Here is a 13369-nt window from a genome sequence, read left to right as displayed (position 1 = left end):
CCGTTCCGACCGGAACGGTCAAATGCGCACCGATGCGCAGCCGCCAGAAAATGCCGTTCAGAACGCGGTGGCCGTCCGCACGCGTAAAAGCCGCGGGGCTTGTTCGGCCTCCGGGCCGATATTCCCGCCCGTTACGGCCCGCACAGCGCCGAGAAAGGGCCGCCGCGCCGGAGTGCCGTCAGATCGAAGCGCGCCCTGAGATACTCCTCGTTTGGAAGTCGGAATCGCAATGCGCCCGATTTGGCGAATCCCTTTTATCTGGATGCCATCTAAACCTGCTTCAGGATTTCCGCTACGAGAGCCGCTGCCGCGGGATCGTAACCGCGCCTCGGTCGCGGGAGATCGATGTCGATGTCGAGCGCAAAATCGCCATCCCGCAGCACAAGAACTCGGTCGGCGAGTGTGACCGCCTCGGCGACATCATGCGTGATGAGCACGGTCGTAAAGCGGTGCTCCTGCCAGATGCGCTCGGTCAGTTGATGCATCTCCGCGCGCGTGAGCGCGTCGAGAGCGCCGAACGGCTCGTCCAGCAACAGGATGCCGGGTCTCGACACGAGGGCACGAGCCAGCGACACGCGCTGACGCTGCCCGCCTGAAAGCACCGCGGGCCAGTCTTTCTCGCGGCCCGAAAGGCCAACATCGGCGAGCGCGGCGGCAGCGTCTTCGCGCCAGTTCGGTTCGCGGCTTATGCCGACATTTCCGATCACGGTTTCCCAAGGCAGAAGCCTCGCATCCTGAAACAGGAGGCGCACGCTTTTCTGGAGCCCGCTCGTCGGCTTGCCGTCGATGACGACTTCGCCCGATGTCGGCGCGTCGAGACCGGTGATGAGGCGCATGAGCGTGGTCTTGCCGCCGCCCGAACGTCCGACGATGGCGACAAACTGCCCGGCAGGTATCTCGATGTCGATATTCTGTAGCACCTGCCGATCGCCGAACGACTTGCCGACAGCGCGGACGGCGAGCGAAAGCCCCTCGACCCCCGGCGCCGCCCGCGACTTCGACGAAGCGGATGCGCCACTTTCCTCTTCGGAAGCGGCGCAAGCCTTTTCGGAGACAGACCTGTGGGTTGCGAGACGGCCGAATGAGCCTTCGGCAAGGGTCATGCGATCACCTTTTGATAGGATGGATGCCAGGCGAGAGCCCGCTGTTCGAGCGCGCGCGTAAGCGCGTCGGCGACTTTGCCGAGTACGGCGTAAATGATGATGCCAAGGAGCACGACATCGGTCTGGAGAAATTCGCGGGCGTTCATGGTCATGTAGCCGATGCCCTCCGACGAAGCGATGGTCTCGGCCACGATGAGCGTCAGCCACATGATGCCGAGCGCATAGCGAAGTCCGACCAGCACAGATGGCAGCGCGCCCGGCAAGATCACGCGTCGGAACAATGCGAACTGCGACAGGCCATAGACACGCGCCATCTCGATCAGGCCCTTGTCGACGGTGCGGATGCCATGGAACGTGTTGAGGTAGATCGGGAAGAACACGCCAATCGCCACGAGGAAGAGCTTTGCCGCTTCGTCGATCCCGAACCAGAGAATGACGAGCGGAATGATGGCGAGGTGGGGCACGTTGCGGATCATCTGAAGGAGCGAATCGAGCAGCGTCTCGGCGGTTTTGGAAAGGCCGTTCAGCACGCCAAGAAAGAAGCCGATGGAGCCGCCGATAAGGAGTCCGGTGAGCGCGCGCTCGGTGCTGATTGCGGCATGATGGAACAGGGCGCCGGTCTTGGCCGTCGCCCAGAAGGCAACAGCAACATCGCTGGGTGCGGGAAGAACGCGCGCGGGGATGAGCCCTGTGCGGCATCCAGCCTCCCAGATCGCAAGCAGGAAAATGGGCAGCGCCCAGGGAGCCAGCGTCCGGCCGACATACCGCGCGGTGCGCCTCGCCGAGCGAAAGCTTTCTTTCGGCGCCGCGCCGATATCAGTTCCGCTGGAAAAATCCTCCCCGGTCGCGACCGCGGCGCCTCGGATGTCGGTCTGGTTCGCGTGGATGTTCACTGCGTCCTCCCCGGTTCGCGCCTCTGACCATCGGCAACGATTTCGCCGAACGGCCCGGTGTTGATTGCGACCTTGGCGCGCTGCTCGCCCCCGGCTATCGGGAGCAGCGGCAAAAGCAGCTCCGATACGCGATAGGCTTCTTCGAGATGCGGGTAGCCGGACAGAATGAAGGTATCGATGCCGAGCGCGCTATATTCGAGGATGCGGGCGGCAACGGTTTCAGGATCGCCCACAAGCGCAGTTCCTGCGCCGCCACGTGCCAGACCGACGCCGGCCCACAAGTTGGGACTGACTTCGAGCTTGTCGCGCCGCCCGCCATGCAGCGCCGCCATGCGGCTTTGTCCGACTGAATCCATGCGAGAGAAGATCTTCTGCGCGGCTGCGATTGTCGCGTCGTCGAGATGCGAGATCAGCTTTTCCGCTTCGGCCCATGCCTCGGCTTCGGTCTCGCGCACGATGACATGCAGCCGTATGCCGAAAGACAGTGTCCGGCCCCGATCGCTTGCCGCCGCGCGGACCTTCGCGAGTTTTTCGGCGACCTGCGCGGGCGGTTCGCCCCATGTCAGGTATTTGTCGACTGCTTCGGCTGCGACGGAAATCCCGGCCTCGGACGAGCCGCCGAAATAGAGCGGCGGTCCCTTTTCCTGCACCGGCGGGAATAGCAGCCTCGCGTTTTCGACGCGGATGTGGCGCCCTTGATAGGTGACGGCTTCGCCTGCGAGCAACGCGCGGTAGACGTGAAGGAACTCGCGGGTCACGTCGTAGCGCTCGTCGTGAGACAGGAAGATGCCCTCTCCCTTGCTCTCCACGGGATCGCCACCCGTCACGACGTTGACGAGAAGCCGCCCGTTCGATACGCGGTCGAGGGTAGCGGTCATGCGCGCGGCAACAGTGGGCGACTGGAGCCCCGGTCGCACCGCCACGAGGAAGCGGAGCCGCGTGGTCAGCGGAGCGAGAGCAGACGCCACGATCCAGCTATCCTCGCACGTGTGTCCCGTCGGGATGAGCACGCCGTGAAAGCCGAGATCGTCGGCGGCCTGCGCGACCTGGCGCAGATAGGAAAAATGGGTATCCCTGCCGCCGATGGCAGAGCCGAGATATCGGCCATCGCCATGCGTCGGCAGGAACCAGAGGACGTTTAAGGCTTCGGTCACGAGCCTGCCTTCCAGACAGCCTCGGACACGGTGATCGGCTTCGGAAGAAGGCCGAGCGCAAGGAAGGTGTCGGCGATATTCTGCTGGGCCTTCACCACGTCGTCGCTGATCGGCACGATGCCGTAGCCCTGCCGTTCGAGCGCGACCTCAAGGATCGGCGCGGGAACGCTCGTGGATGCGCTCAGTTGCGCTGCTGCCGCCTTCGGGTCGGTTTTGACCCAGGCGTCGACGCTGCGCAGTTCTTCGATCACGGCCTTGACCGCATCCGGATGCTCTTCTGCGAGCTTCTTCGTCGCGAAGTAGAACTGATAGTTGTCGACGAGCCCCTTGCCGTCCGCCAGTTGCCGCGCTCCAAGCGTGACTTCTGCAGCTGCCTGGAACGGATCCCAGATCACCCACGCGTCGACCGCACCCTTTTCAAAGGCCGCGCGTGCGTCGGCGGGCGTGAGAAACACCGGCGTGATGTCGGAATACGCCACCCCGGCCTTTTCCAGCGCTTTCACGAGCAGGTAATGCACGTTCGAGCCCTTGTTCAGCGCGACCTTCTTGCCCTTCAACTCGGCGACCGATTTGAGCGGGCTGTCCTTCGGAACGAGGATGGCTTCGCCGCGTTCCGCCGGAGGCTCATGGGCGATATAGAGAAGCGGCGCACCGGCTGCCTGGGCGAAGATCGGCGGGGCTTCGCCCGTGTTGGTGATATCGATCGCGCCCACGTTCAGCGCTTCGAGAAGCTGCGGCCCTGCGGGAAATTCGGTCCACGTGACCTTGTATCCGAGATCGCCGAGCTTCTTTTCGAGCGTGCCCTTGCTCTTCAGAAGGATGAGCTTGCCGTATTTCTGAAAACCGACGCGAACGGTCTTGTCCTGCGCGTCGGCGCTGCCGGCTGCGAAAACGGATGTCAGCGCGAAGGCAGAAGCGAGAAACGCCTTGCGGAGCGATAAGCGCATGAAGATCCCCAAAATTGACCAAAGGTGACGTAGCGGGACCACAATGAGGAAAAACGGGGAGCGCTGTCAAAAATAAAGTCGATGTATTTTATGGAAGAACTCAGTAAATTCGCGTGCCGGCTGGAAGGATCTTGCTTCGCAACGACACATCGCGAGGCTCTGTTTTCTGAGGGAAACGAGGCGCGTTGTCGCTCTCTCGCCATACTGACGGGATGAGAACGGTTTTCTTTTTTGGCTGACGGTCGACTGTCGACCAGCAAAAATTAGGTGCTTACACTCGGTCGCGAGCAAAAAGAGGTGCGCCGCGCCAAATGGTCGAACGCGTTTCGACTGCCAGGCGGCGATAAGGGCGCGTTCAAGACCAATGCGTCGGGCGCGGCCCGCCAGATTTCTCGCGCAAAATTTCCCGTACACTCTTATTCCAATTTACTTTTTGCCGTAGCGTCCATCGCTCCTTGGCTCTGCTCGCTCGGTCATGCGCGGAGTGGGACCTCATACACGTCGGGACCATGTGCGGTGCGCCCGGCGCTTCTGCTCGCGGCGTTCCTGAAGCGACCTCCCGATACCGCAACGCCTGAGCAGGCACGCCAAGGGCAGACCCGCGATCCTGAATTGGGGGCGCTAGGTCACTCGGCGGCGTCCAACTCGCCATCCAATGAGACGACTTCAACCGCCCGACCTCGCAATTCGGGCAGGTTAGATTTCGTAGGAGCCATCCTTGACGGCGATTTTTCTGCGGCCTCGTCGGCTTGGAATTGCCCGGCGACTTCGGCAAGCGGATGACGAAAGAAATGCTGTTTGAGAGCGTCGGCAAGGGCCCTCTCTTTGCCCGCCCTCGCCAGTGCCAGAACGGCATAGCCGTCCTTCCAGTCGATCTTCGCCTTCACGCGGCGGACCTGTTCCTCTTTCAGCTTCGCCAGGGCATCAGGCGCGATGGTGCCACTCGTCCAGATTTCGAAGCGCTGCTCTGCCTCGCGTAAATACCCGTGCTGAGCGTAATGAGCGCGGAATGTGGGAATCTTCGCGAGCCATTCCTCCACCTCCGCCAGACTCAACACACCGCCGGGCTCTTTGCCTTTGCATTCAATGGCCGTGACGACTGCGTTCTGGTTAGTGATCGTCTGAACGTCGATATCCGCTGTCTTCCCAGTGCTCGGGTCTTTGGCGGTGACCCCCATATCCATCGTCATGGCTGTGCGCCTTGCAAGATAGCCCACTACCATCTCGAACAGGATACCCCGAAGGTTCTTGTTGCGCCCTTCGATATCGAACAGGTTGTTCAACAGCTTGGTGAGGCGTTTGGGGCTCGATGATGCATATTTCGCGGCATTCTTGAGCACTTCGCAGAGCGAGGCGATTGCCTCCCCGACATGCTTCCCGAACAGGTCTTTGGGGGTTGCCAGCATAACACCCGCCGCATGTCCTGCGGTCATTGCTTCGCCCGTGAAGCCTTCCGCAACGATGATAGACAGAATGCCGATATCCTTGAAGCTGGCTTTGAGAACGCGAGCTTTGCGGATGAAAAACTGAATCTCATCGACGGTCAAAACGCCTTCGGCGAAAACATCCGCCACAACGAAGCCCGGTTTGCTTGCCGATCCCTGCAACGGTAGGAGATAGCTCGGCCCGGCAAGATCGAATGCGAAAGGCCCGATCGGCTTCAAATCTTCGTCGCCTCGGATGCGGATAGCGTTGTAGCTCGCGAGGCCAATTTTTCGGCACCATTCGCGCAGGCCATCCAGCAAGACACGTTCCGTAATGTCCCGCGCCCGCATGGCAGCGGGCGTGCCCATGGCTAAGCTCGGAGCCGTGTGGAAACAGCGGCCATATTCCGGGTCGTGGAATTCCTTGAGGAAGTCGGACTTTATGAGACGGTTGGCGACCGTATCAGCCGGGACTTGCCCAGTCTTAGGCCTGACCGTTGCACCGCTTACAATCGCGAATTGCTCGGCAGGAATTATGCCACCCCGAGCGATTACCCCGTCGATAGCCGCTGCCGTAACCGAATTGGTTTCGCGGAGATCGCGCAGGAAATTTTGCCAGAACCGTTCGCCGTTACGGTCCTTCTCCAGATAGAGGAACGCCTCGCGCTTAGGCAGGAGCGGAACAGGAAAGCTGCGGACCGGCGGCTTTGCTCGCGATACACGCTGACGCGCTGCCTCTGCGGATAAACCAGATGCGACAAGCGCCTCAACGATCCGTGAGGAACGTGAGGGACCATGCTCGGAAAGGTACTGCGCAACGCTGGTCATAGGGTATGTCACACTGCTTAATTTATTAATTTAACTACCTTAAATGCCCGTCGGTTTTTAAGACGCGTCGTGGGTTGTTATAAATCAATGGCTTAATTAGCGCTTTTCGACGCCAATTTTTTTGCCTCTGTCACAATGGTTTTGGATTCCTGTTTTTAGCCTGCCGCCGCACTGATTTGCAGATCGGCATTCGCCCGCGCATTCGCCGCCGCTTAGTGAGGGTCGAAAGCTGCCGGCACCGCTGGCCCGGACACGCAAGTATCGGGCAATGCGTGGAAACGGCGGTTCCGTATACCGCATGATGGTGGCGGTGATCGGCGGCAATATCGCACCATAGAGGGAAATCGGCGGTGTCTGGCGGAGGGGGTGGGAATAATTCAGGCAAGTAATATCAATCAATTATCCTGGCTAACGCAGAGATTTGGGTCCATGCAGTCCCATAGCATATTTCGAATTCTGGCTAACATATTTCGCTGCGAAAGTCGGGAAAAGAGCTGAATAGGACGCTCGAAAACAAAACGCGAGGCAAGCGATGGGTAATGAGAACCGAGCGTCTATGCTCAAGATTAGGCTGACGAAAGTTGAAATGAACGCCCTGAAGGAGAGGGCCGATGCCGAGGGGTTGAGCCTCTCCGCCTGGGGAAGAGCGCGGCTTCTGAGCGTGCCGGATGAAGCGGCCCAGATCATCGGGACGGTTCGGTGCGCGATCATCCTCGAGGCAGCAAAGCTGGAGATGATGTCCGAGGCCGAACTGCGCGCGGCGCTCGAACACGAAGCCGCGGTGAACGCGAGGATCCTGTCGGAGCGCGAGGGATGATCGCCAAGCGCGTGAAGCGGGGCGTCGCGTCGAGCTATACGGGACTTGCGACCTATATCCTCGGCCCGAAAGGCGCGCGCCGGAAAGAGGTGATCGAGCGATTGTCCGATTACATCCTCGACAAGGCGGGCGCCGGCGGCCGCGTCGGCGGCATCCGCATCACCAATTGCGGCACCGACGAGCCGGACTGGGCGCTCTCCGACATCATCGCGACGCAGAAGCGCAACACGCGCGCCAGTGCCGACAAGACCTACCACCTCGTCGTCAGCTTCGCAGACAATGAGCGGCCCAGCGACGAGGTGCTGGAAAAGATCGAAGAGCGGCTCGTTGCCGCCATCGGGCTCGAAGCGCATCAACGCATGTCGGCGGTCCACATCGACACCGAGCACCTTCACATGCATATCGCCATCAACAAGATCCACCCGACTACGTTTCGGATGCACGAGCCGTATTTCGACCAGCGCAAGCTGATGGCCGAGTGCGAACGGCTGGAGAAGGAATTCGGCCTCATTCGCACGAACCATGGCCGCTCCACCGATCCGCAGCCGATCGAGGTCACGCGCGCCTTCCGTGCGGCACTCCAGAAATCGGGAGTCGGGGTCGCGATGCTCGACGGCGCGGCGGATTGGCAAGAGGTGCATCGTCGCTTCGAGGCGAGAAAGCTCGCCCTCAGGCAGCGCGGCGCGGGTCTATGCATCGAAGACGAGACCGGTCGCCGCGTCCGCGCCAGCACCGTCGATCGCGCCTTCGGCATCGGCCAGTTCGTGAGACGCTTCGGGCCGTTCCAGGGGGACGGGCAGACCGTGGCTCAGACCTTCGCGCGTTCAGCCTCCAGGCGCGATCCGGTCTACGACCGCCTCTGGACGCAATACCACCTCGACCGCATCAGAAAGCGAAGGGCGCGCGAGAAGGAACTCCAGCGCATCCGAAAGGAAGCCAACGGCGCCTTTCAGCCGGTGATCGACACCTACAAGCGTTTGAGGTCGAGGAGCGCCAACAAGGGCCGGCTCGACCATCAAAAAAGACTTCGCGAGGAGATGACGCGACGGGCAAGAGAGATCGCGCAGGAGATGTCCGACAGGCAGGATGCCGTCAGCCGCGCCTGGCCGCGATGGAGCTTCGACGACTATCTGGCGCACGTTGCGCAGCAGGGCGATGGACAGGCGCTCGCGCTTCTCCAGCGCCGCAGCAGGGAGCGGGAGGCGCTCAATACCGCCTTCATCTCGGCGCCGAGCGGCGCGGATGCGCGGCGGATCGTCTACAGCCACCTGAAGCCCTATGTGCTGAAGAACGGGTCATCGATCTACTACCTGCGCGACGGCGGCAAGGCGATCGACAGTGCCGACAGGATCTATGTGCCCGAGGTTTCGCTTCAGGCGGCCTATCTCGCCATCGATCTCGGAGCGACGCGGTTCGGCGGACAACCGCTCAGGATCGAGGGAACGGCGGAATTCAAGTCGGCGGTCGTCAAGGCGGCAGCGGTTTCGGGCCTTCAGATCGCGTTCGAGGATCGAAACCTTGAGGTGCAGAGGCAAGCGGCACTTGCCGAGCGGCAGGATGCAATCGACAGCTATATCGCGCGGCGGAACGAGCGGGCCGCCCGCGACCCCGGTTTTCCGCCGCATCGGCTGTTTTCTCCGGCAGATCGCGGGCCGTTCGTCTATCGCGGACGTAGGACGCTGAAGGACGGTCGCCCGGCAATCGTGCTCCAGCAAGGCGACAGCTATATCGTCAAGCCTGTCACCCTGCAGGAAGCAGAGGCGTTCGCGCACATTGCGCGCCGGGCGACCTTGCAACGGCTCGAACACGTGGCCGACAGGGAGCGAGGAAGGGAACGATCATGATTGGGGTCTAGGTGTTCAGTCCCGCCTTGTGATGGTGTATCGTTAACACCGTCACGGCGGGAGGGACTATGGTCCAGGTTCTACACGGGTGCGCCACGACAACGCACGCCGTTCGAACGGAACTACAGCGTGTCGTATGCTCCGATCGCGGAGCTCGCGAGGCGCTACAACATCAACGAGAAGACCGTGAGAAAGTGGCGCGCACGGAGTTCCGTCGAGGACCGGCCAATGGGGCCGAAGGAACGCCGCAACACGGTGTTGTCGCCGATGGAAGAGGCTGCCATCGTCGCCCTGCGTGTGCAGGCAAGGCTGCCGCTCGACGATGTCTTCGTGGCCCTGAAAGACGTCATCCCGCATCTGACGCGCTCCTCGCTGCACCGCTGTCTCCAGCGCCACGGCATCTCGCGGTTGCCGAAGGCCGATCGTGAAAAGCCGAAGCAGTTCAAGGCCTACGATATCGGTTACTTCCATATCGACATCGCGGAACTCCGCTATGAAGGCGGCAAGGGCTTCCTGTTCGTCGCCGTCGACCGCACCTCGAAGCTCGTGTTCGCCCGCATCTATCGCAAGGCGACGAAGCTCGCGGCCGCAGCCTTCCTCAAAGTGCTCGTTGCCGCCGTTCCCTACAAGGTGCACACCGTCTTGACCGACAACGGCGTTCAGTTCGTCCAGCGCGACAGGTCCGGCGACTTCGTCGCTCACCTCTTCGGCAGGGTCTGCGACCAGCACGGCATCGAGCACCGGCTCACCAAACCCTACCATCCCTGGACGAACGGTCAGGCCGAACGCATGGTGCGAACAATCAAGGACGCGACAACTCACACCTTCCATTACGGCTCGATCGACGATCTCCGCCGTCACGTCCGGGACTGGCTGTCGGCCTATAACTTTGCCAAGCAACTCACTTCCGAACACCCTTCGAGGCTATCCGAAAGCTCAGCGAGGAAAAGCCACACCTCTTCATCCGAAAACCAGACCATCACACATTGGGACTGAACACTTAGATTAGATTAGATTAGATTAGATTAGGTTCTGTTGACAAATATGATTTAAAACCTTGAACAGGCCCGAGAGGAAGTATCCGCTTGGGTCCGTGAAGGAGAGCGGGTTGTTCTGGACGTAGGTGTAGGGGTTCAACGCCTGCAGGTTGGTGGCGTCCTGGATGAACGGATCGGCGGAGAGGAAGCGGCCGAGTTCGGGGTCGTAGACCCGCCCGTTCATGTGCACGAGGCCACCTCGTCAAGCTGCGGGTTTTACGCCGCTACCGCGCTTTGCGCTGCTTGAGCGAGGGCCGGTGAAGCCGCGCGTGATCTTGCCCGACTGCCAGAGCGCGACCGGCACGTTGATGAACGGCGCCCAGCTCACGTCGCGCCGCTTGCCCGCACGCTCGATCCAGATCGAGCGTGCATCACTCAGACCCAATCCGCAAGCGGATTGGGAGGCGTCGAACGACAGGCGGCTCTGGACGGCGCCCATGGCGTCGGTGATCACGTCCGTCGAGCCGAGATGATCCTTCAGGAGATAAAGCGTCTCGGTCGCGCCGGTCCCTTCGATCTCGACCGCGACGCCTGCGATATAGTAACCGTCGAGCCCCGCTTCATCACCTCGTGGGCACCGCCCGCGACATAGAAGTTCTCTAAATATTAGTTGTATTGCCTTCCAAATGCTTCTCTAATAAGTCCATGATCGCCTTAACGGTAAGGGCGTGGCTCCACTCTTCTCGCGGAATCCACACGTTATATTTTTTTTCCAAACCGATTGCCATGTCGGTAAAATCATCTGACGCCAATTTTAGATCATTAATTACATGCGAATCCTCCCTTATCTCATACTTTTTTGGGGTAAAAGATCGAATCTCAGCGATTGCTGCCGTTTTTATTTCATTTCGTCTTGTCACATCATCTTCCATTGTAGTAATTGTATGTACAGTAGCTAATGCTTGCAGCATCATAGGTTGCCATCGCAGCGGCGACATATGGAATTGAGCGACCAGCTATCCCAAATAAACGCGTTGTTCCAAATACTTGTGTGCCGATTTTAGGACTAAGTGACGGATCTATGTTTCGAAGTTCAAATCCCAGCGCGCTCAATGGATTCGTATAGGTACTGGAACCAAATGCTGTTGGTGCACCCAACCAGGCTTTTGTGATTGGCAGAGATAGGCCGCCGATCTCTGCCCAAATAGAAAGCGTAGTCTCACCATAATGCTCCCCCACGCATTCTGAAAAACATTGTCCTACACCCTTATTATTTGAAGTAGTATTCCCCACATTAAGTTTCTCGACCTCGTCGAGGTTCGGACCGCCATTATGACCGGTCCCTGGCTCTCTGTGACTTTCCGCATTCCAGAGAGGTGAGCGAAGGCTGCGCTTACGGCGCCGTTGGCGAACTTTCCGCCGGTGACGATGGCTGCTGTGCCGCCGGCTGTCGCGGCGACGACGGTTCGCATGAATACGCCCTGCTCACCGGAAACGGACCCCAGCGGGCTTTCGAGCGCGAGCAACCCGCCCGCCTTGCCGATGGCGCCTGTGGCGAAGCCCTGCAGGAAGTCGCCGCCCTGGGCGACCGTCAGCGCGCCGTTCACCGTGCCGTGCACGAGGAGTTGTGCGATGGGATCGACGCCGCTGAGCATGCCCCCCACGCCGCCACTGAAACTGCCGAAGGTCCCGCCTCCGAGGCCCAGGGCGTCGGAGCCGCCCCACACGCCTGCCGATACCAGCGTAAAGGCGAAGGCTTTGACGGCATCGACGATACTGCCTCCCGACGCCATGGTCATCATCCCCGCGGTCGCCGCGCATATACCCGGCCCCGTCGCCATCGTGGCGGCGCACACGGCGACCTGTATGAGCGACCGTATGATTGAGGAGTTGAGGACGGTTTTTATGGCGTGGGCGATGGCCTTGAAGACGCGGCTGAAGACCTTGCCGATGGCCTTGAACAGGCCGGAGAGGAAGTATCCGCTTGGGTCCGTGAAGGAGAGCGGGTTGTTCTGGACGTAGGTGTAGGGGTTCAACGCCTGCAGGTTGGTGGCGTCCTGGATGAACGGATCGGCGGAGAGGAAGCGGCCGAGTTCGGGGTCGTAGACCCGCCCGTTCATGTGCACGAGGCCGACCTCGTCAAGCTGCGGGTTTCGCGCCGCTACCGCGCTTCGCGCTGCTTGAGCGGAGCCGGTATAGCCGCGCGCGATCTTGCCCGACTGCCAGAGCGCGACCGGCACGTTGATGAACGCCGCCCAACTCACGTCGCGACGCTTGCCCTGCGTTATTCTAGCAAGCCGTAGTTTTTCAAAAAGGTATCTCGAATTTTCTTTTCTTCCGGCGTTAACGCAGCCGGTACATTTGCACGAGCGATCTCCGGCGTCATCCAAGGGATACCCGGGACCGTAGGCCAGCCGCCCTCAATGAGCGCTGGATCGTTTCTCATCGCGAAAATTGTGAGCATGAAATCTCTATCCGTGTAACAGGCCCATTTCTCACTTCCTCCAAAAATAAAACCATCAACAATGTAATCCAAAATTGTCGCCGAAGTATGATGTTTATTTTCCTTCCAAGCTTCGATAGGAATTTCTCTTTTTTGCTTCCACGATCCAGATGTCCATTCTCCTTTTAATCGAAAAGCTTTGTTATATCCAGATCTATCAAAAACCAAAGGGTAATCGAAGATGCCAATTATATCATGATCCCCAAAATGTTCTTTCAGCGCAATGAGAACCTCTCCAAAGGTCAATCTTTGAAAGCTATTGAAATCCAAATAAGCAAAATTCCCCAATTCGCGCTTGAACACAAGGTCTGGTGCGTGGCGGTCAAGATACACCAACCTCTTGGCTCTTTTGCGAGCCATCAGCAGTTCCGATGGCTCGCTCAGATAGAAATCGTGCTTCACTTCGCAAACCTGTATTTGATGGCAGGGTCTCGTGAACCACTAGGATAATAGTCTGCCGTCGGAGGGCCGCTTTTTGAATAATCCCTAATATAAAAGCGTTCTTCAGTCGCATTGATATATTCTGTACCAATTCCTTTTTGTGTCCCTGTAAACCCATCTCTGACGAGATTTTGTTCAAACTGGTCCATCGACATATTGACTTTGTAATTTTGTGTTGTCGACCCTGGTGCGGTGATGTCCTCGAACATGCTACCATTACCCAACTGGTCTGTCGGTATGAATATGCTGGCAAGCGGAAACCGGCTCAACAGAACCCGAAGGATATTTATTCGCCCAACATTGAGTTTCTCGACCTCGTCGAGGTTCGGACCGCCATTATGACCGATCCCTGGCTCTCTGTGACTTTCCGCATTCCAGAGGTGAGCGAAGGCTGCGCTTACGGCGCCGTTGGCGAACTTTCCGCCGGTGACGATGGCT

At 59.6% G+C, this 13369-nt stretch carries 14 protein-coding genes and 1 pseudogene; 4 read left to right on the top strand and 11 right to left on the bottom strand.

Translation table 11 applies throughout. The features are described 5' to 3' along the window. Positions 1-269 precede the first annotated feature (269 nt). The 5 genes from EK416_RS06385 to EK416_RS06365 form a co-directional block, all read right to left on the bottom strand. Entirely contained in the window at positions 270-1103 is an 834-nt protein-coding gene (locus tag EK416_RS06385) for an ATP-binding cassette domain-containing protein (RefSeq protein WP_127076680.1), read from the bottom strand. Next, entirely contained in the window at positions 1100-1852 is a 753-nt protein-coding gene (gene ssuC / locus EK416_RS06380) for an aliphatic sulfonate ABC transporter permease SsuC (RefSeq protein ID WP_210210984.1), read from the bottom strand. Before ssuC ends, EK416_RS06385 begins: the two co-directional genes overlap by 4 nt. 140 nt (positions 1853-1992) lie before the next feature. After that, positions 1993-3150, bottom strand: coding sequence for an FMNH2-dependent alkanesulfonate monooxygenase (ssuD, locus tag EK416_RS06375; protein ID WP_127076679.1), 1158 nt, complete (start codon positions 3148-3150; stop codon positions 1993-1995). Next, a complete protein-coding gene (locus EK416_RS06370; RefSeq protein WP_127076678.1) occupies positions 3147-4097 on the bottom strand; it encodes a sulfonate ABC transporter substrate-binding protein in 951 nt (316 codons plus the stop codon). Before EK416_RS06370 ends, ssuD begins: the two co-directional genes overlap by 4 nt. 626 nt (positions 4098-4723) lie before the next feature. Continuing rightward, a complete protein-coding gene (locus EK416_RS06365) occupies positions 4724-6349 on the bottom strand; it encodes a hypothetical protein (RefSeq protein WP_127076677.1) in 1626 nt (541 codons plus the stop codon). Positions 6350-6881: 532 nt separating this feature from the next. On the opposite strand from EK416_RS06365, the gene EK416_RS06360 reads away from it, so the two are divergent. The 3 genes and pseudogenes from EK416_RS06360 (at position 6882) to EK416_RS06350 (ending at position 10014) form a co-directional block, all read left to right on the top strand. Next, positions 6882-7166: a plasmid mobilization protein gene (locus EK416_RS06360; protein WP_127076676.1), complete on the top strand. Its 285-nt coding sequence runs from the start codon at positions 6882-6884 to the stop codon at positions 7164-7166. After that, positions 7163-9010 (top strand): TraI/MobA(P) family conjugative relaxase, encoded by a 1848-nt coding sequence (traI, locus tag EK416_RS06355; RefSeq protein WP_127076675.1) that lies wholly within the window; start codon positions 7163-7165, stop codon positions 9008-9010. The genes EK416_RS06360 and traI overlap by 4 nt, the downstream gene beginning before the upstream one ends. 68 nt (positions 9011-9078) lie before the next feature. Beyond that, positions 9079-10014: pseudogene (locus EK416_RS06350) on the top strand (IS481 family transposase). Positions 10015-10030: 16 nt separating this feature from the next. On the opposite strand, the gene EK416_RS06345 reads toward EK416_RS06350, so the two are convergent. Beyond that, positions 10031-10231 (bottom strand): RHS repeat domain-containing protein, encoded by a 201-nt coding sequence (locus EK416_RS06345; RefSeq protein ID WP_127076674.1) that lies wholly within the window; start codon positions 10229-10231, stop codon positions 10031-10033. Between the two features lie 18 nt (positions 10232-10249). Next, the gene (locus EK416_RS06340) at positions 10250-10501 is read right to left on the bottom strand and encodes a hypothetical protein (RefSeq protein ID WP_127076673.1); all 252 of its coding nucleotides are present in this window, start codon (positions 10499-10501) and stop codon (positions 10250-10252) included. A gap of 15 nt (positions 10502-10516) precedes the next feature. Here EK416_RS06340 and EK416_RS18100 point away from each other — a divergent pair, with 15 nt between their 5' ends. Continuing rightward, on the top strand, positions 10517-10639 hold the full coding sequence (locus tag EK416_RS18100; protein WP_281023867.1) for a hypothetical protein: 123 nt from the start codon (positions 10517-10519) through the stop codon (positions 10637-10639). Between the two features lie 7 nt (positions 10640-10646). Here the strand turns inward: EK416_RS18100 and EK416_RS06335 are convergent, their stop codons facing one another. The 4 genes from EK416_RS06335 to EK416_RS17680 all read right to left on the bottom strand — a co-directional run. Continuing rightward, positions 10647-10961: an acyl carrier protein gene (locus EK416_RS06335; RefSeq protein WP_127076672.1), complete on the bottom strand. Its 315-nt coding sequence runs from the start codon at positions 10959-10961 to the stop codon at positions 10647-10649. A 285-nt stretch (positions 10962-11246) separates the two neighbouring features. Then, positions 11247-12251 (bottom strand): RHS repeat-associated core domain-containing protein, encoded by a 1005-nt coding sequence (locus tag EK416_RS06330; protein ID WP_210210978.1) that lies wholly within the window; start codon positions 12249-12251, stop codon positions 11247-11249. Between the two features lie 20 nt (positions 12252-12271). Next, positions 12272-12892, bottom strand: a complete 621-nt coding sequence (locus tag EK416_RS17850; RefSeq protein ID WP_210210977.1) for a hypothetical protein — start codon at positions 12890-12892, stop codon at positions 12272-12274. After that, positions 12889-13369: hypothetical protein (locus EK416_RS17680; protein WP_210210976.1), on the bottom strand; the 481-nt coding region annotated here is incomplete at its 5' end. The genes EK416_RS17680 and EK416_RS17850, both read right to left, overlap by 4 nt.

The sequence above is a fragment of the Rhodomicrobium lacus genome (genome assembly GCF_003992725.1).
In the GTDB taxonomy this organism is placed as follows: domain Bacteria; phylum Pseudomonadota; class Alphaproteobacteria; order Rhizobiales; family Rhodomicrobiaceae; genus Rhodomicrobium; species Rhodomicrobium lacus.
The sequence above is the reverse complement of the archived record's forward strand: the minus strand, read 5'-3'. Positions and strand labels throughout refer to the sequence as shown.

Bases quoted from the DNA above. Each gene is read 5' to 3' on its own strand.
- EK416_RS06365 (WP_127076677.1), bottom strand. From the start codon at position 6,349: ATGACCAGCGTTGCGCAGTACCTTTCCGAGCATGGTCCCTCACGTTCC.
- EK416_RS18100 (WP_281023867.1), top strand. From the start codon at position 10,517: ATGATCCTTCAGGAGATAAAGCGTCTCGGTCGCGCCGGTCCCTTCGAT.
- EK416_RS06360 (WP_127076676.1), top strand. From the start codon at position 6,882: ATGGGTAATGAGAACCGAGCGTCTATGCTCAAGATTAGGCTGACGAAA.
- traI (WP_127076675.1), top strand. From the start codon at position 7,163: ATGATCGCCAAGCGCGTGAAGCGGGGCGTCGCGTCGAGCTATACGGGA.
- EK416_RS06385 (WP_127076680.1), bottom strand. From the start codon at position 1,103: ATGACCCTTGCCGAAGGCTCATTCGGCCGTCTCGCAACCCACAGGTCT.
- EK416_RS06370 (WP_127076678.1), bottom strand. From the start codon at position 4,097: ATGCGCTTATCGCTCCGCAAGGCGTTTCTCGCTTCTGCCTTCGCGCTG.
- EK416_RS06335 (WP_127076672.1), bottom strand. From the start codon at position 10,961: ATGATGCTGCAAGCATTAGCTACTGTACATACAATTACTACAATGGAA.
- EK416_RS06345 (WP_127076674.1), bottom strand. From the start codon at position 10,231: ATGAACGGGCGGGTCTACGACCCCGAACTCGGCCGCTTCCTCTCCGCC.